The 25704-nt window shown below is 33.8% G+C and carries 21 protein-coding genes and 1 pseudogene; 8 read left to right on the forward strand and 14 right to left on the reverse strand.

Translation table 11 applies throughout. The annotated features are described in order from the left end of the window. Window positions 1-261: 261 nt before the first annotated feature. The 3 genes from ACNC7R_RS09145 (at window position 262) to kdsB (ending at window position 3463) form a co-directional block, all read left to right on the forward strand. Window positions 262-1671 carry an ATP-dependent DNA helicase gene (locus ACNC7R_RS09145; protein ID WP_417940651.1) on the forward strand — a complete coding sequence of 470 codons (1410 nt, stop codon included), beginning with the start codon at window positions 262-264 and terminating at the stop codon, window positions 1669-1671. Window positions 1672-1757: 86 nt separating this feature from the next. After that, the gene (gene ygiD / locus ACNC7R_RS09150; protein WP_417940653.1) at window positions 1758-2588 is read left to right on the forward strand and encodes a 4,5-DOPA dioxygenase extradiol; all 831 of its coding nucleotides are present in this window, start codon (window positions 1758-1760) and stop codon (window positions 2586-2588) included. Between the two features lie 140 nt (window positions 2589-2728). Continuing rightward, window positions 2729-3463: a 3-deoxy-manno-octulosonate cytidylyltransferase gene (kdsB, locus tag ACNC7R_RS09155; RefSeq protein WP_417940655.1), complete on the forward strand. Its 735-nt coding sequence runs from the start codon at window positions 2729-2731 to the stop codon at window positions 3461-3463. Between the two features lie 218 nt (window positions 3464-3681). Here the strand turns inward: kdsB and ACNC7R_RS09160 are convergent, their stop codons facing one another. Continuing rightward, window positions 3682-6093 carry an alpha-ketoacid dehydrogenase subunit alpha/beta gene (locus tag ACNC7R_RS09160; protein ID WP_417940658.1) on the reverse strand — a complete coding sequence of 804 codons (2412 nt, stop codon included), beginning with the start codon at window positions 6091-6093 and terminating at the stop codon, window positions 3682-3684. 188 nt (window positions 6094-6281) lie between these two features. Further along, on the reverse strand, window positions 6282-9032 hold the full coding sequence (locus tag ACNC7R_RS09165) for an aminopeptidase (protein WP_417943155.1): 2751 nt from the start codon (window positions 9030-9032) through the stop codon (window positions 6282-6284). Window positions 9033-9081: 49 nt separating this feature from the next. On the opposite strand from ACNC7R_RS09165, the gene ACNC7R_RS09170 reads away from it, so the two are divergent. Next, window positions 9082-9204 carry a hypothetical protein gene (locus tag ACNC7R_RS09170; protein ID WP_417940660.1) on the forward strand — a complete coding sequence of 41 codons (123 nt, stop codon included), beginning with the start codon at window positions 9082-9084 and terminating at the stop codon, window positions 9202-9204. A 128-nt stretch (window positions 9205-9332) separates the two neighbouring features. On the opposite strand, the gene ACNC7R_RS09175 is transcribed toward ACNC7R_RS09170, so the two are convergent. The 12 genes and pseudogenes from ACNC7R_RS09175 to ACNC7R_RS09230 form a co-directional block, all read right to left on the reverse strand. Beyond that, window positions 9333-10061, reverse strand: coding sequence for a TIGR00730 family Rossman fold protein (locus ACNC7R_RS09175; protein ID WP_417940662.1), 729 nt, complete (start codon window positions 10059-10061; stop codon window positions 9333-9335). A gap of 270 nt (window positions 10062-10331) precedes the next feature. Continuing rightward, entirely contained in the window at window positions 10332-13604 is a 3273-nt protein-coding gene (locus ACNC7R_RS09180; RefSeq protein ID WP_417940664.1) for a CheR family methyltransferase, read from the reverse strand. A 104-nt stretch (window positions 13605-13708) separates the two neighbouring features. Continuing rightward, complete coding sequence (locus ACNC7R_RS09185) at window positions 13709-14119, reverse strand: response regulator (RefSeq protein WP_417940666.1); 411 nt, start codon at window positions 14117-14119, stop codon at window positions 13709-13711. Window positions 14120-14246: 127 nt separating this feature from the next. Beyond that, a complete protein-coding gene (locus ACNC7R_RS09190) occupies window positions 14247-14423 on the reverse strand; it encodes a hypothetical protein (protein ID WP_417940668.1) in 177 nt (58 codons plus the stop codon). A 195-nt stretch (window positions 14424-14618) separates the two neighbouring features. After that, on the reverse strand, window positions 14619-15041 hold the full coding sequence (locus ACNC7R_RS09195; RefSeq protein ID WP_417943156.1) for an SRPBCC family protein: 423 nt from the start codon (window positions 15039-15041) through the stop codon (window positions 14619-14621). A 2-nt stretch (window positions 15042-15043) separates the two neighbouring features. Further along, window positions 15044-15292, reverse strand: a complete 249-nt coding sequence (locus tag ACNC7R_RS09200; RefSeq protein WP_417940670.1) for a DUF2892 domain-containing protein — start codon at window positions 15290-15292, stop codon at window positions 15044-15046. 234 nt (window positions 15293-15526) lie between these two features. Continuing rightward, window positions 15527-16126, reverse strand: a complete 600-nt coding sequence (locus tag ACNC7R_RS09205; RefSeq protein WP_417940672.1) for a ferritin-like domain-containing protein — start codon at window positions 16124-16126, stop codon at window positions 15527-15529. A gap of 16 nt (window positions 16127-16142) precedes the next feature. Then, the gene (locus ACNC7R_RS09210; protein ID WP_417940674.1) at window positions 16143-18284 is read right to left on the reverse strand and encodes a catalase; all 2142 of its coding nucleotides are present in this window, start codon (window positions 18282-18284) and stop codon (window positions 16143-16145) included. Window positions 18285-18481: 197 nt separating this feature from the next. Next, on the reverse strand, window positions 18482-18862 hold the full coding sequence (locus tag ACNC7R_RS09215) for an SDR family NAD(P)-dependent oxidoreductase (RefSeq protein ID WP_417940676.1): 381 nt from the start codon (window positions 18860-18862) through the stop codon (window positions 18482-18484). Window positions 18863-19169: 307 nt separating this feature from the next. Next, a pseudogene (locus tag ACNC7R_RS09220) lies at window positions 19170-19775 on the reverse strand (DUF6766 family protein); the annotation flags it as partial. Between the two features lie 199 nt (window positions 19776-19974). Further along, window positions 19975-20178: a hypothetical protein gene (locus ACNC7R_RS09225; protein WP_417940678.1), complete on the reverse strand. Its 204-nt coding sequence runs from the start codon at window positions 20176-20178 to the stop codon at window positions 19975-19977. A gap of 38 nt (window positions 20179-20216) precedes the next feature. Then, window positions 20217-20807, reverse strand: coding sequence for a DUF6934 family protein (locus ACNC7R_RS09230; RefSeq protein WP_417940680.1), 591 nt, complete (start codon window positions 20805-20807; stop codon window positions 20217-20219). 546 nt (window positions 20808-21353) lie between these two features. On the opposite strand from ACNC7R_RS09230, the gene ACNC7R_RS09235 reads away from it, so the two are divergent. The 4 genes from ACNC7R_RS09235 (at window position 21354) to ACNC7R_RS09250 (ending at window position 25704) form a co-directional block, all read left to right on the forward strand. After that, on the forward strand, window positions 21354-21875 hold the full coding sequence (locus tag ACNC7R_RS09235) for an RNA polymerase sigma factor (protein ID WP_417940682.1): 522 nt from the start codon (window positions 21354-21356) through the stop codon (window positions 21873-21875). A gap of 46 nt (window positions 21876-21921) precedes the next feature. Continuing rightward, window positions 21922-22137 (forward strand): hypothetical protein, encoded by a 216-nt coding sequence (locus tag ACNC7R_RS09240; protein ID WP_417940684.1) that lies wholly within the window; start codon window positions 21922-21924, stop codon window positions 22135-22137. A 6-nt stretch (window positions 22138-22143) separates the two neighbouring features. Beyond that, window positions 22144-22983, forward strand: coding sequence for a FecR family protein (locus ACNC7R_RS09245; protein ID WP_417940686.1), 840 nt, complete (start codon window positions 22144-22146; stop codon window positions 22981-22983). Between the two features lie 102 nt (window positions 22984-23085). Next, the gene (locus tag ACNC7R_RS09250; RefSeq protein WP_417940688.1) at window positions 23086-25704 is read left to right on the forward strand and encodes a TonB-dependent receptor; all 2619 of its coding nucleotides are present in this window, start codon (window positions 23086-23088) and stop codon (window positions 25702-25704) included.

Raw genomic sequence — 25704 nt, forward strand, 5'->3', positions numbered from 1 at the left:
AATTTAATTCGCAGACAAACTTACAAATAAAAAAAATAACAAATATCAAAGGCAAAAGGCAATGTCAATATCAATATCAATGTCAAAGGTTAAATCTACTGCAACCTCATAAACAATAAATAACCTGGGCAGATAGTTTCTATTTGATTGTTTTTTGAATTATTATTCTAGTGAGAATTGATTTTTTTTGTAATTGACATTTGCCATTGATTTTTGAAAATGCCATTAAAAAAACCGACCTTTGTATTTCAATTTCACCTTATGAATTCAGCATTATTTTATAGTGTTCTGCAAAAAAGATTTCCCTTTGCACCAACATACAAACAGGATATTTTTTTTCAGAAAATTGCCATTTTTTTAACCGAACCTCAAAACGATACCATTTTTGTACTAAAAGGATATGCAGGAACCGGAAAAACTACTGTGATTTCGACCATTGTAAATAATCTTGGGGATATCAATAAAAAATATGTTCTGCTGGCACCAACTGGCCGTGCGGCAAAAGTGATTGCGAATTATTCGAATAATCCGGCATTTACGATTCATAAAAAAATATATTTTCCTAAGAAATCATCGGGTGGAGGTGTGGCTTTTACGAAACAGGTCAATAAACATAAAAATACCATTTTTATTGTTGATGAGGCTTCAATGATTTCAGACAGTACTTTAGATAGCGGTTCTCTTTTAGACGATTTGATTCATTATGTGTATTCCGGAACCAACTGCAAAATGATTCTTTTAGGAGACACGGCTCAGCTGCCTCCGGTAAATTTAGACATTAGCCCGGCTCTGGATATTCAGACTTTAGGAGTTCATTACGATAAAGAAATTGAGCATATTGAACTGGATGAGGTTATGCGTCAGGAAGAAAGTTCAGGGATTTTATTTAATGCTACCGAATTGCGTGAGTTATTAAAAGAATCGTTTATAACTGAATTCAGGTTTAATGTAAAAAAGTTCAAAGACATTGTTCGTTTAACGGACGGTTACGATATTCAGGATGCAATTAATACCGCATACAGCAATTACAGTATTGAAGATACGGCTTTTATTGTGCGTTCGAATAAAAGAGCAAACCAGTATAATGAGCAAATCCGCACCCGAATATTGTTTAAAGAAAGCGAACTTTCGGTAGGAGATTTTTTGATGGTAGTAAAGAATAATTATTTCTGGCTAAAGGAAACCGATGAAGCCGGATTTATTGCAAATGGAGATATTATTGAAGTTCTGGAACTTTTTGGAATCAAAGAATTGTACGGATTTACTTTTGCGAAAGTCAAAATCAGAATGGTCGATTATCCGCATCAGAAACCTTTTGAAACGGTTTTGATTCTGGATACTATAAAAAGTGAATCTCCATCATTGACCTACGAAGAATCCAATCGTTTGTATGAAGAGGTGATGAAAGATTATGAAGCCGAAACAACCAAATACAAAAGATTCCAAAAAGTAAAAGAAAACGAATATTTTAATGGTCTGCAGGTTAAATTTTCTTACGCCATAACCTGTCATAAATCGCAGGGAGGGCAATGGAATACGGTTTTTATCGAACAGCCGTATCTCCCAAACGGAATAGACTGTGACTACATCAGATGGCTTTATACGGCTATGACACGTGCTAAAAATAAGCTATATTTGATAGGATTTAAAGATGAGAGTTTTGAGGAATAAAAACACTAATTTCACAAATTAACACGAATTGATTTTAGATTAAGATTAGTGAAAATCTGTGCAATTTGTGTTTAAATTTATTTACCATGACAACACTAAACGACTTACATTCGATTTCTTCAACGTTTTCGAATACCGATAAAATGCCGGTACTGTTTTTAGGACACGGCAGCCCCATGAATGCCATTGAAGAAAATCAGTTTGTGACCGGTTTTCGCAATCTGGCCAAAATGTTGCCTCAGCCGAATGCGATATTATGTATTTCGGCGCATTGGTTTACGAAAGGTACAAAAGTGACTTCGATGCAGATGCCAAGAACGATCCATGACTTTGGAGGTTTTCCGCAGGCGCTTTTTGATGTACAATATCCTGCAAAAGGAAGTCCGGAACTGGCCCTGGAAACCCAAAAAATATTAGATCCGGTTTTGGTCGATTTAGACGAACACTGGGGGTTGGATCACGGGGCATGGAGCGTAATCAAACATTTATACCCAAACGCAGACGTTCCGGTAATTCAGCTGAGCATTGATTATACTAAATCAGGTCAGTATCATTTTGAACTGGCAAAGAAACTGCAGTCGCTTCGTTACAAAGGTGTTCTGATTATCGGTAGCGGAAATATCGTTCACAACTTGCGATTGGTTGATTTCAGGAATTTCGATAAAGACAATTACGGTTTCGACTGGGCAATTGAAGCCAGAGAAACGGTGAATCGTTATCTGTTGGATGGCAATTTTCAACCATTAATAGATTTCGAAAAAATGAGTAAAGCAGTTCAAATGGCGATTCCTACTCCGGATCATTATTTGCCTTTACTTTATACTTTAGGATTAAAAGATAAAACAGATGAATTGGATTTGTTTAATGATAAGTTATTGGCCGGTTCATTGAGTATGACTTCTGTAAAAATCATATAAAAAGAGCTTTGTGATTCTTTATGAAATTTTGTGAAAGACTTATTACTCAAAGGCGCGCAAAGATTTCACAAAGATTCGCAGAATAAAAAATAAATTAATAATGAGGATGAGATTGTTTCGTTCCTCGCAATGACATAAAAATGAAAATAATAGCGGTAATTCCGGCACGATATGCATCAACACGTTTCCCTGCAAAACTAATGCAGGATTTGGGTGGCAAAACGGTAATTTTAAGAACTTATGAAGCGGCAGTTTCAACACAATTGTTTGATGATGTATTTGTTGTAACCGATTCTGATTTGATATTTGATGAAATTGTTTCGAATGGAGGTAAAGCCATTATGAGTATCAAAGAGCATGAATCAGGAAGTGACCGAATAGCAGAAGCTGTTGCTAACCTTGATGTTGATATCGTGGTAAATGTTCAGGGAGACGAACCTTTTACAGAAGCCGGACCTTTGGAGCAGGTTTTGTCTGTTTTTAAAAATGATCCGGATAAAAAGATTGATTTAGCTTCGCTAATGCGTGAAATTACAGACGAAGATGAAATCAATAATCCGAATAATGTAAAAGTAGTAGTAGACCAGTCGCAGTTTGCGTTGTATTTTTCACGTTCTGTCATTCCGTATCCGAGAGATAAGGATGCTGGCGTGCGATATTTTCAGCATATCGGAATTTATGCTTTTAGAAAACAGGCGTTATTAGACTTTTACAGCCTGCCAATGAAATCTCTCGAAGCTTCCGAAAAACTAGAACAGCTACGTTATTTGGAATTCGGAAAAAAAATTAAAATGGTCGAAACAACCCATGTCGGAATTGGGATTGATACGGCTGAGGATTTGGAAAAGGCTAGAGCTATATTGAGAGATATTTAATCAATTAATTGAACGCTGATAAAACAGATTTTATGTGTAATCTTGTCATTTCGACCGAAGTGAGAAATCACACAAGAAATTTCCGCAAAAGTAAATAGCTAATCTTTGTCGAGCTTCTAGTGTGATTTCTCCTTCGTCGAAATGACAAACTTTGAGTAAAAAAGCAAAATAAAACGCTCCAATTTTGGAGCGTTTTAATATCTAGAATATTTAAATTTTTAGTATAAGTTTGGAAATTTAGCCGGATTAACCTCATGCATCATATCATAAACTTTCTCAAAAATATCTTCAGCAGAAGGTTTTGAGAAATAGTCACCATCAGTTCCGTAAGCTGGTCTGTGAGCTTTTGCAGAAAGAGTTTGTGGTTTGCTGTCAAGATATTTATAAGCATCCTGTTCTTCGAGAATCTGTTGCAAAATGAAGGCCGAAGCTCCACCCGGAACATCTTCGTCAATTACTAAAAGGCGGTTTGTCTTGGCGATACTTTTTACAATATCCTTATTTATATCAAAAGGGAGCAATGACTGGATGTCAATTACTTCACAGTCAATTCCTAAATCTAAAAGTTCATTGGCTGCCTGTTCAACCAGTCTTAAAGTCGATCCGTAAGAAACTAATGTAATGTTAGTACCTTCTTTTAAAGTTTCTACAACTCCAATTGGTGTTTTGAATTCGCCAAAATTTAAAGGTGTTTTTTCTTTTAAACGATAACCATTTAAACATTCAATTACTAAAGCGGGTTCATCGCATTCTAAAAGTGTGTTGTAGAAGCCCGCTGCCTGAGTCATGTTTCTAGGAACCAGAACGTGGATTCCACGAATAGCGTTAATAATCATTCCCATTGGAGAACCTGAATGCCAGATACCTTCTAAACGGTGTCCACGGGTTCTGATTATTAATGGTGCTTTTTGTTTTCCAACCGTTCTGTATTGTAAAGTAGCCAAATCATCACTCATAATCTGAATGGCGTACAATAAATAGTCTAAATACTGAATTTCGGCTATTGGGCGTAAACCTCTCAAGGCCATTCCAATTCCCTGGCCAATAATGGTAGCTTCCCTAATTCCTACATCGGCAACACGAAGTTCACCGTATTTTTCCTGCATACCTTCTAGGCCTTGGTTTACGTCGCCAATGTTTCCAACGTCTTCACCAAAAATTAAGGCTTCAGGATATTTGCTGAATAAGGCGTCAAAATTATCACGAAGTATCATTCTTCCGTCTAAATCAGGCTTGGCATTTTCAGCATAAACAGGAAGTACTTTTTTAACTGAAAAAACGTTCTGAGACGATTCAGAATGCTGGTTGCTGCTAAACTTTTCCTGTGTAATTCCGATATAATTTCTAATCCATTCAGACAATAATATTTTACTGTTTGGAACTTCAATAAAGCGTAAAATTTTGCGGGCTGTAACCAGCATTTCCTTTTTTAAAGGCGCTTTGATTGCTTTTAATTCGCCAATATATTTCTGAATTCTATCTTTATGATTGATACTTGCTTCTGCAATTTGCTCTAATAAAGCCAAAAGATTTTTTTGGTCTTCAATAATTGGGTTAATAAAAAGATTCCAGGCTTCTTTTTTAGCTTCCAGAACTTCTTTTTTCAATTGGGCATCAATTTCATCCAGTTCTTCAGGCGATGCAATATTGGTAGCAATCATCCATAAACGCATTTGACGGATACAGTCATAATTCTTTTCCCAGGCTAATCTTTCACCATTTTTATAACGCTCATGCGATCCTGAGGTAGAGTGGCCTTGCGGCTGTGTAAGTTCATTTACGTGAATTAAGACAGGAATATGATGCTCACGTGCAATAGCACCGGCTCTTTCGTAAGTAGAAACCAGTTCGGCATAATCCCAGCCTTTTACCCTTAAAATTTCATATCCTTCAGAATCTTCATCGCGTTGATATCCTTTTAGGATTTCAGAGATGTTTTCTTTGGTAGTCTGGTGTTTAGCGTGTACAGAAATTCCGTATTCGTCATCCCAGATACTCATTACCATCGGAACCTGTAAAACTCCTGCAGCATTTATGGTTTCAAAAAACAAACCTTCAGAAGTACTGGCGTTTCCAATAGTTCCCCAGGCCACTTCATTTCCGTTTACAGAAAATTTGTCCTTGATTTCGATTCCGTCAACGTTTCTGTAAATTTTTGAAGCCTGTGCCAATCCCAGTAATCTTGGCATTTGTGCGGCTGTAGGCGATATATCTGAGCTTGAGTTTTTTTGTTTTGTGAGGTCTTTCCAGGAACCGTCTTCGTTTAAACTATGTGTTACAAAGTGCCCGCCCATTTGTCTTCCGGCCGACATTGGATCAAAATCTAAATCGGTGTGGCCGTATAAACCTGCAAAAAATTGTTTGGGGGTAAACTCCCCAATAGCCATCATAAAGGTCTGGTCGCGATAGTATCCTGAACGGAAATCACCGTCTTTGAAAGCTTTTGCCATGGCTAGCTGCGGTACTTCTTTTCCATCACCAAATATTCCAAATTTGGCTTTTCCTGTCAATACTTCTTTTCGGCCTAACAGACTGCATTCCCGGCTGGTAACTGCAATTTTATAGTCATTTAATACTTCAGTTTTAAAATCCTCAAAGGTTAATATAGTATTGCTTTTTTCTGTAATCATAATCTGGAAGGGTCATGTTAAGGTTGCAAAATTACTCAAAATCTACCAATAATCATAATTCATTAAAATAAATATAATTTAATTATTTATAGGTAAATTCAAAAAACTACGTATTTTTTTTAAATAATTTGCATTAAAAAAGATGTTAATTTGATAATTGTTTATCTTTTTGTTTAAAATACGAACGATTAAAGCCATTTTCGGGTGAAAAGATTGACTAATGTTTTGGGAGACAATGTGATAACAAATCTGATTTTTTGATTGTAATTTGGTTGTGAAATTTCCCATCCATTATTGGAATAAACAGGGAAAAAAACCTCAAAATAGTCAGGTACAAGGTTTAAACGTATCCCGCTATCATAGACAAAGTGTTGATTTTGGTGTTTGTTTTTTGTGAAACCCAGATCGCCATAAGCTTCTATCCAGTTCCATATTGAATAGCTTGCGTTTAAAGTAGTCATCCATTGGTTGGCATATCTGGGCTGGATCATAGATTTAAATCCTCCTTCGGCAATAACATACTGCTGGCTAAAAAAACCTGTACTTTCAGATCTTCCGTAGAAATTATAGTCAAATAGATAATCGGTTGGGCGGTCTAAACCAAAGCTGAAATAATCTGAATTGGTTGTATTATATAAAAAGCATCCGGTAAATAACCTCAAATTTAATTTACGATTATTTTCAAATAACCTTCTGTATTCAATTTCTCCTGCTAATTTCCCAAAGTCTCCTGAAAACTGCGCATCTGTAATAAAACTAAAATGGTTAATCAATTCGGTTTTGGTATTGATGTACCGAAGATTAAAAACAGAATAATTAGGGCTTGAATTATCAGTTATATATTCACTCGCTTCCCTGTTTACAATTACCTGACGTGCGATGATGAATTGTTTTTTGTTATCCCTGAAATCTTTCTCCCGGATTCGAAACTGAACCATTGGGTTTAGTCTGAAATAAGTGGCATCTGGTGCATAATGAAAGTAATTCTGACTTATAGAGTACCTGATATTGTAAAGCCTGCTTTGTCTGTAATAATGATTAAATGAAAAAGCTGATGAGCTGGAAAAAGTTCCCGCCTTAATAGAATAAGAAGGGTTGATGTCGAATATAAATGGTTTTTCTAAGATGGTTTTATTATGTAAACGTATTCCGGGAGTAAGACCATCGTAATAATTATAAGTAAGTGTAGGTACATATAATATTTGATTGTAATAAGGATCTTCTAAATCTTTCGAAAAATTAAATTTAATTGGACGATTCGTAATTACCAGACTTTTCAACGATTTCCAGTTGTTTCGCTGATTGTATTCAGGAACTTCATTATTGTAATTTAAAACAATTTTGTCAGCATTTTTTCTTTCGAAAACGTAAATAGAATCATTCTTTTGGGGTTCGATCCATTGCTTGAAAACGATATTATTCTTTTTGAGTCCATAAACCGGCACCGGGACAAATGTATTTGTTTTGTTTTTTATCGAAAAAGTAATACTGTCTTTGCTTCTGGAAACATCTTCAAATTTATAATCTATGATTTCGCGTGAACCAATAATAGTTTCAAAAAACCAGTCAATTTTTTTGGGGCTTTTTTGGGTCAGTATTTTTTCAAAATCATACCGGTTTACTTGTTGTATCTTGTTTAAGTTATAAAATTCCTGAAGACTTTCAGGCACGATATTATGATTTAAGTAATCGTCCAGGTAACTCAGGCTTAAGCCCGCACGATATTTGCCTGCAATCTGTTCATTAAATTTTATAAGCGTATTTTTTGGATCACCCAATGGCTGATCAAGATTTTTACGAGCCATAAGCATATAATAATAACTGTATTGCTCATTAAAAGTCAGATTGGTAATATTATAACTTTTAAACAATTTCATTTTGGAAAGCCTGCCTAGCATTTTTTGATCCAGGTGGTTTTCTTCCATGAATTTCATCATTGTATAAATCTGGATTCCGTCATGAATCCAATTGTCTTTTCGTGGATCCAGACGAAGGCTGTATTGTAGGTAATTATTCAAAAATGTTTTTAAAAATGTTATTTCAAATATAAAATCATCCGAAAACGGACTCATAAACGATGGAAGCTGATTTAGTCCGTAAAAAGGATTCCGGTCATAATCTGTCTGAGATACCATAATTTTTTTATGGGGATATTTTCCAATAAAATCATTCGCAAAAGTGATTATTTTATTAATGATTATTGCTTTTTGTATCTCATCAAGTCTTTTGTTTTTTAAATTGGTAAGAACTTCAAGTTCACCATTATTATAACTGTTGAAGCTATTTTGTTTTTCGATAGATAAATTAAAATCTGTTCTGCCGCTTCCTGAAAAAAGATAGGTGCTAAAATCAGGAGCAGAAGAGTCTTTTGAAACTGAATCAAGATCTGTAGTGATGGTGTATTGATTCGGGACTTTTATTTCTAATTCGTAATCAGTGACAGCATTGGCAATGTCATCAAGGTTATAGTTGTGGTATTTTACAAAATTATGATTTTCAAAACGGGCAGGACTCAAAAACCAGTTTTTCAGGTTCATACCACCATTTTGATTATAGCCGTAACGTGTAAATTTATCGCTCGGAATTTTGGCAATATAGGCAAGGTGTAAATCAATTTTGCTACCTGGAGGCAATTTTTTTTTCAGTTTAATTATAACTAGATCAGGATTTTCATTTGTTCTCTGCCATTCGAGTGCCATAAATTGGGTATCTGTCAGTTCAATTATGGTTGTATTTCCTCTCTCCTCCGGTCTGGCTAAGTGAAAACCTTTATAAAATTCATCTGAGAAACGTAAAGCCAGAGGCGTATTTTTGTCAGAAAACGCATTATTCCAGTCATTTAAAACAATGGAATCTAAAGAATCGTTTGCCGTATTATGATAACTAATGACTTGTTTTATATGCAGTGTTTTAAGTTCAGTATTCACTGCCACCTCCATCTTAGACTGGTGCTGTGCGAATTGTTTTAATGAGGACATCAAAACAAAAATGGAAGTAAAAATTTTAAAAAATGGTTTCAATACAGGCTTAGAATTTGGTTGTATAATTTATTTACGGGCTTATGGATGTTTTGGTTTTGTTGTAAAAATAGTACAAAAAAAAGCTGTTTAAAAGACAGCTCTTATTTTTTACAAAAGTTAGGAAAATTTTGCGATATAAGTAATATAAGTTCTTTAAACTTTGCGTTTAAAAAAATCAGAAGTTTACCTTTCCTTATAGTACTTATATAATTTAAAATTTTAGAAGTTAGGACTTAAGTCGTATTTCTTGTAGAATTTATCCAGTACATCAACTACTTCATCCTCAGTATCTACAATTTTAAATAAGTTTAAGTCATCAGGACTCACCGTGTGCATTTTTTCTACCAATACTGTTTTTACCCATTCAATAAGTCCTGACCAAAATTCAACACCTACTAATATAATAGGAAATTTTCCAATTTTTTTAGTCTGGATCAGGGTTATTGCTTCAAACATTTCGTCTAATGTTCCAAATCCTCCGGGCATAACTACAAATCCCTGAGAATATTTTACAAACATTACTTTTCGAACAAAAAAGTAATCGAAATTCAGGTTTTTATCATGATCAATATAAGGGTTGAAATGCTGTTCAAAAGGCAGTTCGATATTTAAACCAACGGATGTTCCTCCGCCTAAATGAGCGCCCTTGTTTCCGGCTTCCATAATTCCTGGTCCACCGCCTGTAATAACGCCATAACCTGCTTTACTAATTTTATAGGCAATTTTTTCTGCCAGTAAATAATATTTGTCGTCTGGTTTTGTTCTTGCAGATCCAAAAATAGAAACACATGGGCCAATACGTCCCATGCTTTCGTATCCGTTTACGAATTCGGACATGATTTTAAAAATTGCCCAACTGTCATTGGTTCTGATTTCATTCCACGTTTTTTGTTTTAAACGATCCTGTATTACTTTATCTTCATCATTATCAAAATCTTCTAATCTCATTTTGTGTGTTATTAATTTATTATTCGCTGAAATGTTTTCGTTTTTTATGGTTTACACCAGAAAATAACAGCTTTGACATGTTTGAAAACATTGACAAAGCTGTTGTACTAAATTAACTCTTTTTTTGAAAATTGTTATAAAATTTAGTATTATTAATCGAATTCATGTTATTAGTTAAAATCAAAATCAATTCAGCATCCTAAAAAGAGGATAAAAACTAAATGGTAATTTTACTAAAAAGAGAGGCACCATCTTTTTTGATGCCTTTCGTTATTCAGGTAAGTAAATATGAACAGTAGTTCCCTGATCGACTTTACTAAATATTTTTATAAAACCTTCGTGGTTGGCAACAATTTTCTTTACTAGCGTTAATCCTAAACCACTGCCATGATATTGATTTTTATTGTGTAATCTATAGAAAGGATCAAATATTTTAGTTGCATATTCCTGATCAAAACCAATACCATTATCACTTAAGGTGATTTTTACATAATTACGGTCTTTGTTTGCTTCAAATTCAAGTATTTCTGCAGTCAGAGCCTGTGTTGTTTCAATTTTAATTTGTGGTATGATGTTTTCTTTTGTGTACTTGATAGCATTGAGGATTAAATTTGTAAAAAGCTGCTGTATCTGATAGGATATAACATTTAATTGAGGAAGGGGTGAAATAGTAATTACGGCCTCTTTTTCTACAATCGAATCCTTGATATCTGCAACTGTTTTTTTCAAAACAATATTTAGATCTGTCTTTTTATATTCTTTCTTTACAAAAGTAATTTTGGAATAATTAATAAGGTCGGCAATTAACTGACTCATGTTGGTAACTGAGAACAATACCCTTTCGAGATTATGCTTTGCAGTTTCACTTAAACCTTCCTCATTTTCAAAAATTCTTTTGCAGAACATATGAATTTTTCGTAGAGGTTCTTGTAAATCATGACTCGCTGCAGAAGTAAAAGTTTCGAGCTGTTCGTTTTGTCTTTGAAGTTCAGTGTTTTTATTTGTTAGTAATTCATTTGTGGCTACTAAATCTGTGATGTCTTCGAGAGCCAGAAGAATTAAACCTTCAGGTGTTGAATTAACTATAAGGCTGGCATTTACTATTATGGTTTTTTTGTTGTTCTCAGGACATACAAGATCTATTTTTAAGTTTTCTATCGAAAACTCAGCATTAATTTTAACCAATTGTTCCTTAAATTGCGGAATATCCCATTGACAATTTCCAATTGCAAAAAGACTGTACCCCTCAGTAATTTTATCACTTGTATTAAAGTAATCGTAAAATGCCGGATTAGCACTTTTAATGATGAAGTCTTTACTTATAACTAATAACGGCTCACGAATGGTATTCACAATTAGTTCTGAATAATTACGCATAGATATAAGCTGTTTCTGCCTATCGATAAGTTCGTCATTAAGGCACATCAGTTCTTCATTATTTGACTGAAGTTCTTCGGTTGTGGTTTCAAGTTCTTCATTCATAGCCTGCAGTTCTTCACCACTGCTGAGCAATTCTTCATTGCTTGTTTGCAACTCTTCAAAAGCAGTTTGTTGCTCTTCAGTAATTCTTTTTATGTTTTCCCTTAACTGTGTCAGTTCACGCTCAAGTTCATCAATACGTTTCTGCGCAGAATTATCATGCAGTTTGTTATCTGCATCTGGGAGTGGCATTTGGTAAAAAAGAACCATAAGATGTTCATCATCATTCGGAAGTGAAAATATTTCGAAAGAAATCTGATAAGATTGTCCTTTCACTTTAACATTCTCTTCTTTCCAGATGTTTTCTTTTTCTTCTTTTATTTTTGAAATAGCATTCTGTAATTCAAATACAATACCTTCACGTGCCATTTTTAAAATATTAAAATTTGGCTTACCAGGTGAAGGGGATAAAAATGGACTCGTGTCGCCATGAAAGTGAACAATATCAAGGTTTTTATTGATAATGACACTGGCGGGGGTATATTTCGTTAGTAAAATTTCTGAAGTAATTTTTCTGAAATCATCTTCAGGAGCTGTTTTCATTTCAGCTTTGTGCAATTTTATCTGCAAATTGCCCGGAACGGTTTTATATGATTGTGTTGTGTATCTTCCTGGTGCAAATTTTCTGACATAAATTTTTTCATGTTTTTTCATACTCTCAAATAAATCCGGAGCGTGGGTTACCGATTCTGATTTTCCCAGAAACAGCAACCCTTTTTCTTTTAAAGAATAATGAAAAGTACCTAAAACTTTATTTTGCAGGTAAGGATCAAAATAGATAAGCGTATTGCGGCACGTAATTAAATCTATTCTCGCAAATGCAGGATCTTTCACAAAATTATGCACAGCAAAAATACACATGTCACGAATGACTTTATTGATATGGTAATTGCCTTCACTTTTAGTAAAATAGTTTTGCAGTCTTTCTTCTGAAACTTTCTGAACATCCTGATAAGAATAAATACCGGATCTTGCTTTTGTAATACATTTTTCTGATATGTCAGAAGCAAAAATCTGTACCTTAATATCTTTGTAGTTAGTTTTTAAAAAATATTCATGAAGGCAAATTGCTATTGAATAAGCTTCCTCTCCTGACGAACAGCCTGCTACCCAGATCCGTAAGTTGTTATTTGTGATATTTTTAATTAGTGATGGAAAAACTGTTGTGGACAGACTTTCAAAGGCGTCCTCATCTCTGAAAAAATAGGTTACGTGAATTAAGAAATCATTAAATAAGAGATCCTGTTCATTTTTATTGTTTCTTAAAAAATTATAGTAATCCTCTATGTTGTTTTTCTCTGCTATAACCATCCTCCTCGCTATACGGCGTCTTATAGTAGGATGCTTATAATGTCTAAAATCATTTCCTGTTCTTGAAAAAATAAGGTTGATGATTTGTAAGATGATTTCCTCGTCATTTCCAGGAATATGTTCTTCTTCAGTATAACCATAATTTGAAATGTAACTGTTTCGTATTTCCATCAATTGTGACGGAATTTTTTCAGGAGCCAGAATATAATCGGCGGCATCAGTGTCTATAGGACTCTGAGGCATCCCTTTGTAAGCTGCAGTTTCAGGATCCTGCACGATGGTAACGCCTCCAAGTTCTTTAATTTTTTTGAACCCTGCTGTACCGTCAAATCCAGTTCCGGAAAGTATAATACCAATAGCAAAGGTTCTGTAAACATCAGCAAGTGATTCAAAAAAAATGTCGATGGTATTATTTCGTCTTTCGCCTCGGGTTCTCTGTTTAAGTCGTAATGAGCCTTCTTCTACGATAAGGAGATTATTCTCAGGAATTACGTAGATGTTATTTGGTAAAAGATTTATATCATTAATTATTTCATGTACAGGTATAGGGGAGTATTCTGATAGAATTTCTGTAAGACTGCTGGGATAATCTGGTGACAAATGCTGTACAATAATATAAGCCATTCCTGAATCTGGCAATATTGCAGAAACTACTTTATTAAAAGCATCCAATCCTCCAGCAGATGCACCAATACCTACAATTGGAAATTTTTTGACTGTATATTGGATTTCATCAGCTTCGGTTACTTTCATGATAAAATTTTTTCAACAAATATAACCAGTGTTTTACTATAAAACCAACCCTTTTATTCTTAAATGGGAATTATGTAATCTTTGCACTTTAAAATACAAGATAATCATTGAAAACTGTTTATTAAATTAACATGAAAGCCCAAACAATTTTGTAAAATCGTTTTCATACTACCAAAATCGTTTGGCTTGATGTAGTAGCCTGATACACCCAGATCCTCCAGTTTATTTGCAAATTCTGAGGGGATTGAGGTAGAAAGAATGATTATCGGTATACCTTTTATGAGTTCTCTTTTGTTCATTTCAATTAACAGCTCCATACCATTCATTACAGGCATATTAATGTCAAGAAAGATAACGTCTGGCTGTATTTCATTGCTGGCAAGTTTTTGTAATGCATCGACAGGATTATGAATAGCTGTATAGAATACGGAAGCTGATACTTCTTCCAGTGCTTCTAAAAAGAAATCGCAGTCATCATAATCATCGTCAATCTGTAAAATATTTTTATATCTCATAATTGTTCTGATTGAAAATATTTTTAAATAATTATTTTAAAATTATGTGTGAAAAGGTAGTTCAAACGATGTAATTATATAGAAGAGTAGTATTTTTTCATATACGAAGGTACAGTTTTAAAAATCTTTAAATTAAGGTGAAATTAGAGTAACCGTTCAGGGTTTGTAGCGTATCTTTCTGATGCAGAACGGCTTCCTTTTGATCTCTTATGTAACCTTCATCATCACAATGGCGAGAAAGATTGCTATTAGTAATGGTGGCAAAAACAATGATTAAAATAGTTGTTAAGTATAGTTTTTTCATAATTGGGTCTAAATTTAGTAAGTCAATTAATTCTTATAAAAATATTTCGCACATTAACATTAAATTTATATAATTCTGTTATTATGTTATACAATACCCATATAGGTATAAGTATTTTACGACTTGAAAATAAATAACCCTGCAAATGCAAATGATTTACAGGGTTGTTTTATTATGAAAGTGTTATGTTTAATGCTAATTTGATTCTAAATAAGTTTTGAAATTTAAAAGATCATCTTTTACCATTTTTTCAAAATAGGGATTAAGAAGTTTTGCGGCACCTTCGCCTGCAATTCCAAATGGTGCTTGATAAGAGGTGGTCACGATTATTTCTGTGCCTTCACCACTAGGTCTGAAAACAACTTTTCCAGCATTTTTGATTGATGAATCAGGAAGTGAATTCCAACTGATGAGTCTTTCTTTTTCGTCTTTAACAATTTCAGCTATCCATGAAATTTTTCCAATTCCTGCCGGATCTTTAGCAATCCATTTAGAAGTGGTATAACTTATTGGTTTAACTGAATCAAGGTGATTCATGAATTTAGGTAAATTGTCAAAATCACGCCAAAAAGCATAAACTTCACTTATAGGCTTATTGATTGTACTGTTAATTTTGATATTTACATTTGAAGCTTTATCATTTTTAAATGATCAACCGCATCATATATAGGGCAATATCCAGACAGTCCCCTTAGTAGCATTGCTCCGCCTGTGCCTATTTGAACAGGACTTTTCTTTTCCTGTGACAAGCCTTTGTATAATAAATACGTTCCGCTGGTTATCATCGCTATTCTTTCGATTGTCGATACTTTAGTTTTTAATTTTAATTTTTTTTGTGCAGGTGCCGGTGTAAATGTGTTGGTTTCCATAATTTTTATTTTAATATTTCTCGATTATATTTTTTTTAGTTTCAATATTAAAAATAAGCAGATTAGCAAAAAATGGTTTGTATTATTTTACATATAAATTATAAAATTTTGTGCGCTTATCCTTAGTTGTATTTTAAATGATTTGATAGAATGTTTAAATAATGAGGCTGTCCTTTACTTTTCGGACAGCCTGTTCTAATAAAATAGATATTAATATAATTTATAAAAATAGGATTACTTAGCTGCTACCAAATTTACAACATTCAAAGCAACATCGTTAAGTATGCAATCTGCCTCTTTTTCTTCTGCAAGTGTTTGTGTTAATAATTTTGCAGCATCATTTTCTCCCAGTGTTTTTGCAAAAGCAACCAACGTTCCGTATGTAGCTATTTCATAATGTTCAATTTTTTGTGAAGCAGCAATAATACCAGCATCCCTAACAGGTCCCGGGGTTGTTTCTTCAAGAATACTGTCGCCTTCTTTGAGTAATCCGGCCATAGCTTCGCATTTTTTTCCTTCGGCTTTTTCGCCTAAAAGGTCGAAAACTTGTTTCAGCCTTTCTACCTGAAGCTGTGTTATGTCAAGATGTTCTAAAATTGCGCTTCCAAGTCCAGGAGAACTCGCATTAGCAGCCATTTTTGGCAATGCGCCAACAAGTGCGTTCTCTGCCCAGTAAATATCTTTCAGACTGTCAACAAAAAGTTCTTTTAATTCGGTTGTAGCATCAGGAGCTGGCGCTACAATGTTGGTTTTGTCATTATTTTTTATAGCTTTTGTTTCAGTTGCTTTTCCTTGGGGCGCATTTGTCTGACCCTGTTTTTCTGAATTTTTCATGGTTATTTTTTTTAAATTAAATATATAAATTTGGTTCACGATCCCAGAAACGGTGCATTGCCATTGCATCGATAAATTCCTGCGCAAATGCTTCAGATCCTACTTCGCTGGTAATAATAATTCCAGGATCATCATTTGTTAGTTTTGATGCAAAAGTCGTTGCGCTCAATAATTCAGATGCTTCACCGTCAGCTCCTATAACTTTACAATGTTTGTATGCATCATTAAGATATTCCAGGGCATCATCATTTTCTGCCAAAACATTAAGTCCAATTCCGTGAGGCACATACACTGCATCAAATAAAACTGACGATGCCGTTAGGAAACTAAATTCAGCAGCAAGTGCTCCATCAGCATCTGTAACAACAGATCCTAAATGTGGGGCAATCACACATCCTTTTGCACCTTGTTTTTTAAGGGCACTTTTGATATTCATTACTGCTGCCTCAGATACTCCGTCTGAACAAAGAATGGCAACTTTTCGTGATTCAATTGTAGGTGAGTTAGTTGGGTTTTTAACCATACTTAATGCTTCTGATGCACTAATAGATGATTCAACCGTTTTAGGTTCCTGATTTCCGCCTTCATTTTCGGGAGAAACTCCTTTATTAGCAGGAAATTCAGGTATTGGAGGTACAGAAGCCCCTAAGCCTAATGCAACTTTTTCAGCTAATTGTGCATCCACTTGCGAAAGAAGTCCTAGCATTCTTACTCTGATAGCAGTAGTTTCTACTTTACCAAGTTCAAAGCGAAGCGCTTTTACAATATGGCTTTTTTCTTCAGGGGTCTGGCTGTTAAAGAATAATTTTGCCTGACCGAAGTGATCTGCAAAACTCTCGCTTCTTTCTCTCACCTTATGTGCTTCAATACGTTCGTTAAAACTAGAGAACCCGCCTTCTGCAATTTGAGCCTGATACGGACATCCTCCGCCTAGTGAATTTGGATGATAACTTACACGGCCTTTGTTAACTTCCTGACGCATAAATCCATCACGCTGATTATTGTGAACGGGGGCAACGCTTCTGTTAATTGGAATTTCATGAAAATTTGGTCCGCCTAATCTGGTAAGCTGTGTATCTGTATAAGAAAACAATCTTCCTTGTAACAACGGGTCATTAGAGAAATCAATTCCAGGAACAACATGTCCAGGGTGAAAGGCAATCTGTTCTGTTTCTGCAAAGAAATTATCCGGATTTTTATTCAGTACCATTCTTCCAACAATAGTAACCGGAACTAATTCTTCGGGAACAATTTTCGTTGGATCTAATAAGTCGAATTCGTATTTATTTTCATCTTCTGATGGAATTACCTGAATGCCTAGTTCCCATTCAGGAAAATTACCCATTTCTATTGCCTGCCATAAATCTTCTCTGTGAAAATCCGGATTCTTACCAGAAATTTTTTGTGCTTCATCCCAGGCTACGGCGTGGGTTCCTAATTTTGGTTTCCAATGGAATTTTACAAAGGTAGATTCTCCAGCTTCATTGATTAATCTGAAAGTATGGACTCCAAAGCCTTCCATCATTCGATAGCTTCTTGGAATCGCCCGATCAGACATCGCCCACATAATCATGTGCATTGATTCCGGCATTAAAGATATAAAATCCCAAAATGTGTCATGTGCAGACGCGGCTTGAGGCATTTCGTTGTGTGGCTCAGGTTTTACTGCATGAACGAGATCAGGGAATTTTGATGCGTCCTGAATAAAAAATACTGGAATATTGTTTCCAACCAGGTCATAAACACCTTCCTGTGTGTAAAATTTAACAGCAAATCCTCTAACATCCCTTGCAAGGTCAGTAGATCCGCGAGAACCGGCAACGGTAGAAAATCTTGCAAAAACGGGAGTCTTAATTCCGGCTTCTTTTAAAAAACCAGCTTTTGTCAATTCTGGAATTGGATTGGTTACTTCAAAAAAGCCATGTGCTCCTGAGCCACGTGCGTGAACGACTCTTTCCGGAATACGTTCATGGTCAAAATGGGTGATTTTTTCTCTTAAAATGAAATCCTCTAATAAGGAAGGGCCTCTTTCGCCCGCTTTAAGCGAATTATTATCGTCATTAATTCGGACACCCTGATCGGTAGTGAGGAATTTGTTGGTTCCGTCTGATTTGTTTATAGACAAATCTCGTTGTTTGTCGTCTTGAAAATTTTTCATAATGATTAATGAATTTTTACATAGTTAAAATTAAAACGTGGAGGATCTTTTTTGGAAAATCTGTTATTTATAGATGCAGATTAACAGGAAATTATGTTGTAGATTTCTCCTCTTTTTCAAATTTAAATGATATAAAAACGGCTATTTTATACAATTGCTTAAGTATATTTCACAATTACCATTTCTTCGTAAACTGTCTAAATAATCTGCAGATGTGGACGTATCTGCATAGTTACAATATCACATATTTGAGGCTGAGACAAACAAAATAAAACACTCATAGAAATGTCTTCTGCTTTCAGCATTTCCATTATTTTTTGCACATCTTCTTTTTTATTTACATCGGCCGGAGTGCCATAAAGTTCACAGTCAGGAAATTTTTGTTTGATGTTATCAAAGGAATTTTTAAAGTCTTCGTGGTTTCTTCCAAAAATAAGCACGCGTCCGCCGAGTGATATCAATAAATCTGCTATTGCTTTTCCAATTCCGGTTGTACCACCAGTAATTATGATTCTTTTATCTTTTATATTTTGTCCAAAGTAGTTCGTTAAATTTTCCATAATTAACCCGTACTTCATACTCTCCAAGTTTTGAATTTAGCAGAATGACAATTGTGTCTTCGTCATCGAAAAGATTGATAATTTCAAAACAGCTATTCATACCAAATGCTGCGCGAAAGGCTATTTTTCCATTTTCTGGCATGAGCACTAAAATCAAGAGTGAATCGCTTGTATTGTAAAATTGATAAGTATAATTAAGAAATTTTCTTTCCAAAAGGATGGCACTATTTTCAATATCTGCCTGGGCAGTTGCGCTTCAGGGTGTAACTGTATGCATAATGATAAGTTTTTAATTGATAAAATCCGTTTTTTAAAATTTAAGGTATTATTCGCCTGTTTCCATATGTGGCGCATCTACAGGCTTAGATTGTGATGATCCAATCTGCCGCAGATAAACGGAAAGTACTACAATTGCAAATACAGAGAGAAATTCGCTTTGCCAGTTCTGAAAAGATTCAAACCAGAACCTCGAATCACCAAAATAATCTGATGCAGATTCCACAGGCAGCCCTTTGAGTGATAGCTGTTCGTTCTCGTCTTTAAGACTTCCGTAAAAATGAGCTATAAATGATGCTTTAAACAATAAAAATAAAACAATGGTAAGTGAATGTTTGTAAAGGCTTAAAACTAATCCTCCTTTTGTTACAGGCCATGGTAAATCTTTTTGGATAGGTGATGGTTCTCTGTCTACTTCTTGTTTCTTATCAAAATCTTTAGATTCAGAAGAACCTTTCTGCATTAGAAAAATGGTAAATACAACAAATAAGGACATTTGCAGAAATTCGCTTTCCCAATTTTCGAAAGTAGACTGGATAAAGTGGCCGGAAACAAGATAAGCTGAAAATTCAATGGCTGTACTGCCTTTTTTTATGAGCTCTTTATTATGTTCTTTAAAACCGAAAAATATCTGCCCAAATAATGCTACAATAAATAATACTAAAAATCAGATAACTAAACCATTATTGCGTAAAAAAGTTTTCACAATGTCATTTGTTTTTACAAATTGACAAACTAAAAAATACTTTTATTTATGTAATTTCTTACGGGAATTACAGGATTATAAAATATATACCAAGAAATAAAAAAACCATCTAATTGCTTAGATGGTTTTGCTCTTAAATAAAATGCTATTATAAGGTACTATTTTGCATTTTGATTATTTTATCTATTTTTTCCGGAGAATCAAATACTTTTTCGAAAAGCTTACTTTTTTCTTTGGCGAATTTCTCTACGGCTTCTAACTCCTGGATAGTCATTTTAGGACGACCGGCCCAGAAATTAGTAGATTTTTCTATGTGTTTTTCTACTAAATCTCTTAATTGTTTTGCTGCCATAACGTTACAAATATACTATTTTTTTATTATTTCAATACTCACACGTTTTTTTTTAACTTAAGTAAAACAAATTGATAATCAGATGTTTTGGATGTGTCGTATTTCTCAATGCTTTTTATTTCAATACTGTTTCTAAGTGATGTCAGGTCTTTTTCACGAATAGTCCTGAGACGTTGTATCCCTTTTCGGGTTATAGTTTGTTTTTTTTCTATGAATTTTATTTGTTCTTCTGTTCTCCCTCCTGAAATTTCCAGATATTGTTTTAGAAGGTTGATATTTGAAGAAATTTTTTGTTTGTACAAACGGTGCTTATGAAGTGTATTGCCAAAAAACAAAATAGTATAATCCGGATTAGAGATGAAAAAATGAAGAATGCACATAAATACGGTAGCTAAAACTTCATCATAATCGTTGTTGTTAATTTCGGCAAAATCATTAACTGTTATGGTATTATCATGATTTTCCAGATTTCCAAAACCTACACTGTACCAATTTAGTTTTTTATTTATAGGCGCAATAGAAACAATTTTAGTTATTTCCTGTTTGCCTTCACTAATGAATCGAAATTGGTAAACTTCATTCGTAATACCTTCAAAATTATAGCTATACGCTTTCTCTAAAAAATCCAATTTAATCTATTTCAATTTATAAGTAAATATAAAAATCCAATTTGATTTATTAATCCTATAATAATAAAAATATTATTTATTAATGATTTACAACTTACAGGAATGTTTTACAGATGATTTAATGAAAGAAAAAAACGACAACCAGAAACTAGATAGGATTCAATGTTTTTCCAAAAACAGTTCAGTGAATTGAATTTCTCTAATTTAGATTATCGTTTACCTGTATATACGATTAAAAAGAATTTTTAGTTTTAAAAAAAAACTTTTAAAATAATTACGTAAAAGTACAAAAAAATAATTGTAAGATTTTTATTTTTAAATTATTTTTTAAAATAAGTTTTAGACAACAAAAAGCTATAGTTTGTGAGGAGACATAACTATAGGCTGTATTTTTATATCACTTAAAAATTAATTTTCATATAAATTTTCAGAATAAATTTCTGTTCTTTGTACTGACTGAGCCATATAAAGAAATTACAGGAAGGTTACAATATTTGAATGCAATATTATTTTAGGCATTGAGTTATCTATTATCATGTTTATATTATGGACAACAGAGAGTTTATATTAAGTTTAAAAAAAGGCAATGAAGCTGCTTTTAAACAGGCTTATTTAAATTACTACGACAAATTGATAAACATTGCGAAAAGATTTAATTTTAGTGTTCTTACTCCACATGATTTTATTCAGGAGACTTTTTTAAGATTGTATGATAAAAGAGCGTTACTTAATGAAGATGTTTTATTTGATAAACAATTGTTTATTATATGCAGAAACATTATAATTAATCATGTTAACCGCGAAAATAAAATTATTCAGCTCGATCCTTCACAATTTCACCCAGAGCAGGAAGATAATGAAACAGAAATTTTTGAAGAAAGACAGCAAAAACTGCAAACTTTCATAAATCAGCTTCCTGAGCAGCAGCAAAAAATATTTACTTTACACAAACTCGAAAATCTTAGTTATAAGGAGATTGCAGCAATTACAGACCTTTCTGAAAAAACGATTGCCAATCATATTTATCTCGCCAGCAAATTTATTCGAAAAAAAGTAGAAAACGATTAGGAACTTTTTTATTCTCGTTTGTTATATATAAAAACGAGAACAAAAAATGTATATCGAAGCGTATAAAACGAATGTCAGAACAAAGAAAGATGCAAGTCTGATTGTAGCCCTTTTACAATTCATTATTTCTGATTGTATTATCAATTTTGATTTTAAAAACCGAGAAAGAATTCTTCGAATAGAAACCAACAGAGACATTCAGGAAATGGTATATACTGTTTTTTTTAAACAAGGATTTTATTGTAAAAAGCTTAACCCATAAAAAGTCATGGAAAAAGAAAAACTGGATAAGGAATTTAGAAAATTATGGAATGAAACTCCTTTTTCGCATTCAGAGGATGAAAAAGAGGCTTCGTGGGAACAATTCCAGTCTAAAACCTTCGCCGCTAAAAGACCAAAGATTAAAGTTTGGCGCTATGTGGCAGCAGCAGTTATCATTTGTATGTTGACAGTAACAGGTATTTATCTCAACAGTAGTCCATTACAGGACACCTTTTACCTTACTTCAAATACAATTGAAAATAAGACCTCTACAATAAAAATTGTAGCCTTGCCAGATAGTTCGAGAGTAGAACTGAGTCCGGATTCAAAAATCACCTATGCCAATAATTTTGAAACCAACAGAAAGATTATAGTACAAGGAGAAGCTTATTTTAAAGTCAAAAAGGATAAAAAACATCCTTTTCAGGTCTTTTGCAATGAAACTACAACGACTGTATTAGGTACTTCTTTTACCGTTGAGGGAAATATACAAAAAGGAGTGACGGTTTTCCTTTACGAAGGAAGTGTTCAAATGAGTATAAAAGATCAGGTTAAAAAATGGATACTTAAACCGGGCGAAAAATTTATTTATGGAAACAATGTTGCTAAAGTTTTAGAGTTCAATAGGTTCGTAGATTTTGAAAACGAAAAATTAAGTACTTTAAGTGATTATTTACGCGAAAATTATGGTTACAAAATGACTATTCCAGAAGAATATAATAATCAAAGAATTACAGTTCGAATCAATAAAAAAGAAGATTTAAAAACAATTGTACAATTAATATCAGAAATGTATAACCTAAACTTTGAAATAAATGAAGATTTAAAACAGATTATTTTTCGATAGAAAAGAAAAAGGATGCACTAGCCGCTAAACTAAACATCCTCCTCATAGTCAGGGTAGTATAGAGCTATCCCATTTAATAATAATTCAAAAATACAAAATTTCATGAAGCATATAATTTCAGCGTGCTTTTTTTTATTCAGTTTATGTATCTACTCTCAAACAATTACTGTAACTGTAGATCAAAACATGTCATTAAAAGAAGTGTTTAAGCAAATTGAGAGTCAAACAGATTTTAAGTTTGCTTTTACAGATCAGATAAATACCAGTCAAAAGTATTTTGATCAAAAACATACTTATAAAAATATCGAAATAAAAGCACTGATTAATGAGCTTAATAACAACACTTCGATTCAGTTTTCTATCGTTGGAAATAATATTTTCGTAAAGCAAAAAAATAGTAAATCTGCTACAGCCAAAAAAAAAAGTAAGTTAACCGGTCATGTTTTTGATGAGAATAAAGAGCCCGTGATTGGAGCCAATATTTTTATTAAGGAACTGGAAACAGGCGTTACAACAGATGCAAACGGAATGTTTTCATTAGAATTGAATAAAGGGACTTATACGGTTATCGTTAGTTATGTTGGTTTTAAAAATGGAGAAAAACTAATCACAATTTCTGATGATGAAAGAATAAACTTTATTATGAATGCAGACAGTCAGCAGCTGGAACAGGTGATTATTACCAACTCAAAAGCAGTTGATGTGAGAAATACGCAGATGAGTGTCAATAAGCTTACCATGGAGGAGATCAAAAAAATACCTTCTGCTATGGGAGAACCGGATCCTTTAAAATCAATATTAACGTTGCCGGGAGTTACAAATGCCGGTGAGCTTTCTTCTGGTTTCAATGTTCGTGGAGGTGCCGCTGATCAGAATTTGATTCTTTTAGACGGAGCTCCTGTTTACGGAGATTCCCATATGTTTGGCTTTTTCTCCATTTTTAATGCAGATGTGGTCAACGGACTGGATTTATACAAAGGAGGAATTCCTTCTAAATTTGGAGGAAGGGTTTCTTCTGTTCTTGATGTAAGTCAGTTAACCGGAGATTTTACAGAGTATAAAGTAAATGGAGGAATTGGATTGATATCCAGCCGCCTGCTGGCTCAGGGACCTATCAAAAAAGAAAAAGGATCTTTTGTATTGGGTGCACGTACCTCTTACGCTCATTTATTTTTGAAGCTTGCCGATAATAATAATTCAGCTATGTTTTATGATATTAATGCGAAACTGAATTATCGTCTGAATGCAAATAATACGCTGGCGTTTTCCGGTTACTTTGGAAATGATGTTTTTGATTTAAACGAAAGGTTTTCAAGTACTTTCGGAAATACAATGGGTATTTTGAGCTGGAAGCATAATTTTTCAGATAATTTAAATACTAATTTGTCTGTTTTTTTCAGTGATTATCATTTCAACCTTGGAATTTCAACTGAGAATTTTGAGTGGGACAATACCATTAAAACCTTTGGTCTAAAATATAACTGGAATCACATAGTATCTGAAAAGCTAAAACTTAGCTACGGAATTGATGGGCAGTATTATGATTTTAATCCGGGTACTGTACAGCCAACCAGCATTGATTCGCCATTCAATTACAAACAGTTAGATAAAAAATACGCTTTAGAATCGTCTGTTTATCTTGATTTTGAACATCAGATTACGGAGAAACTAAATCTCCGCTACGGACTTCGTTATAGTATGTTTTACCGTTTAGGAGGAGAGGAGATCAGTACTTATGAAAATGGACAGGCAGTAGTATACAATCCGTTGTATAATATTTACGAAGAAGGAACTCCAACCGGAAGTATATCGTACGGGAGTGGAGAAACCATAACTAAATTTAATAACTTAGAACCACGTGCTGCTTTGTCATATGCTTTTAATGAAAACACTTCATTTAAAGCCAGTTATAACAGAATGGCGCAATATATTCATATTTTGTCTAACACACAGTCTCCATTACCAATGAACATCTGGACTCCTAGTGGCCCTTTTACCAAGCCACAGCTGCTGGATCAGTATGCTTTGGGATATTTCAGAAATTTCAGGGATAAAGATTACTCTTTAGAAGGGGAGTTGTTTTACAAAAACATTCAAAACCGAATTGACTATATAGATGGTGCAGATATACTGGCAAATAATAATATTGAACAGGTTATTCTGAATGGGAAGGCCAGATCATACGGTATGGAATTATTATTTAGAAAAAACACAGGGAATTTTACAGGCTGGGTATCTTATACGCTATCAAGAGCAGAGCAAAAAACTCCGGGAAGAACACCTCGGGAACCAGGAATAGCAAATGGTGGCTGGTACTTATCAGGATATGATAAACTGCATAATCTAAATATTGTGGGCAGTTATCTGTACAGTCCAAAATGGTCTTTTAATGCCAATTTTTCATTACAGTCTGGTCAGCCCGTAACTTATGCAAATGGGTATTATGAGTTTGGCGGAATCAAAATCCCAAATTTTTCATTGAGAAACGAAAACAGGCTGCCACTTTTCCATCACTTAGACCTGGCAGCTACCTACACTCCTAAACCGGATAAAAAGAAAGGCTGGCAGAGTTATTGGGTATTTAATATTTATAATATTTACAACAGAAAAAATGCCGCTTCTATGACCTTCGCAACAAATGAAGACACAGGGGCAAATGAGACCAGAAGACTATCTATTTTTGGGATGGTTCCTGGTGTTTCTTATAATTTTAAATTTTAA

Source organism: Flavobacterium adiutor (assembly GCF_048282555.1).
GTDB lineage: Bacteria > Bacteroidota > Bacteroidia > Flavobacteriales > Flavobacteriaceae > Flavobacterium.

What these genes read in the sequence shown, in the direction of transcription:
- ACNC7R_RS09170 (WP_417940660.1), top strand. Translation starts at nt 9,082, where the DNA reads ATGGAAGTAAAAATTTTAAAAAATGGTTTCAATACAGGCTTAGAATTT.
- ACNC7R_RS09190 (WP_417940668.1), bottom strand. Translation starts at nt 14,423, where the DNA reads ATGAAAAAACTATACTTAACAACTATTTTAATCATTGTTTTTGCCACC.
- ACNC7R_RS09180 (WP_417940664.1), bottom strand. Translation starts at nt 13,604, where the DNA reads ATGAAAGTAACCGAAGCTGATGAAATCCAATATACAGTCAAAAAATTT.
- ACNC7R_RS09240 (WP_417940684.1), top strand. Translation starts at nt 21,922, where the DNA reads ATGTATATCGAAGCGTATAAAACGAATGTCAGAACAAAGAAAGATGCA.
- ACNC7R_RS09235 (WP_417940682.1), top strand. Translation starts at nt 21,354, where the DNA reads ATGGACAACAGAGAGTTTATATTAAGTTTAAAAAAAGGCAATGAAGCT.
- ACNC7R_RS09145 (WP_417940651.1), top strand. Translation starts at nt 262, where the DNA reads ATGAATTCAGCATTATTTTATAGTGTTCTGCAAAAAAGATTTCCCTTT.
- ACNC7R_RS09165 (WP_417943155.1), bottom strand. Translation starts at nt 9,032, where the DNA reads ATGGAGGTGGCAGTGAATACTGAACTTAAAACACTGCATATAAAACAA.
- ACNC7R_RS09175 (WP_417940662.1), bottom strand. Translation starts at nt 10,061, where the DNA reads ATGAGATTAGAAGATTTTGATAATGATGAAGATAAAGTAATACAGGAT.
- kdsB (WP_417940655.1), top strand. Translation starts at nt 2,729, where the DNA reads ATGAAAATAATAGCGGTAATTCCGGCACGATATGCATCAACACGTTTC.
- ACNC7R_RS09205 (WP_417940672.1), bottom strand. Translation starts at nt 16,126, where the DNA reads ATGAAAAATTCAGAAAAACAGGGTCAGACAAATGCGCCCCAAGGAAAA.
- ACNC7R_RS09245 (WP_417940686.1), top strand. Translation starts at nt 22,144, where the DNA reads ATGGAAAAAGAAAAACTGGATAAGGAATTTAGAAAATTATGGAATGAA.
- ACNC7R_RS09250 (WP_417940688.1), top strand. Translation starts at nt 23,086, where the DNA reads ATGAAGCATATAATTTCAGCGTGCTTTTTTTTATTCAGTTTATGTATC.
- ygiD (WP_417940653.1), top strand. Translation starts at nt 1,758, where the DNA reads ATGACAACACTAAACGACTTACATTCGATTTCTTCAACGTTTTCGAAT.
- ACNC7R_RS09200 (WP_417940670.1), bottom strand. Translation starts at nt 15,292, where the DNA reads ATGGAAACCAACACATTTACACCGGCACCTGCACAAAAAAAATTAAAA.
- ACNC7R_RS09185 (WP_417940666.1), bottom strand. Translation starts at nt 14,119, where the DNA reads ATGAGATATAAAAATATTTTACAGATTGACGATGATTATGATGACTGC.
- ACNC7R_RS09225 (WP_417940678.1), bottom strand. Translation starts at nt 20,178, where the DNA reads ATGGCAGCAAAACAATTAAGAGATTTAGTAGAAAAACACATAGAAAAA.
- ACNC7R_RS09215 (WP_417940676.1), bottom strand. Translation starts at nt 18,862, where the DNA reads ATGAAGTACGGGTTAATTATGGAAAATTTAACGAACTACTTTGGACAA.
- ACNC7R_RS09210 (WP_417940674.1), bottom strand. Translation starts at nt 18,284, where the DNA reads ATGAAAAATTTTCAAGACGACAAACAACGAGATTTGTCTATAAACAAA.
- ACNC7R_RS09160 (WP_417940658.1), bottom strand. Translation starts at nt 6,093, where the DNA reads ATGATTACAGAAAAAAGCAATACTATATTAACCTTTGAGGATTTTAAA.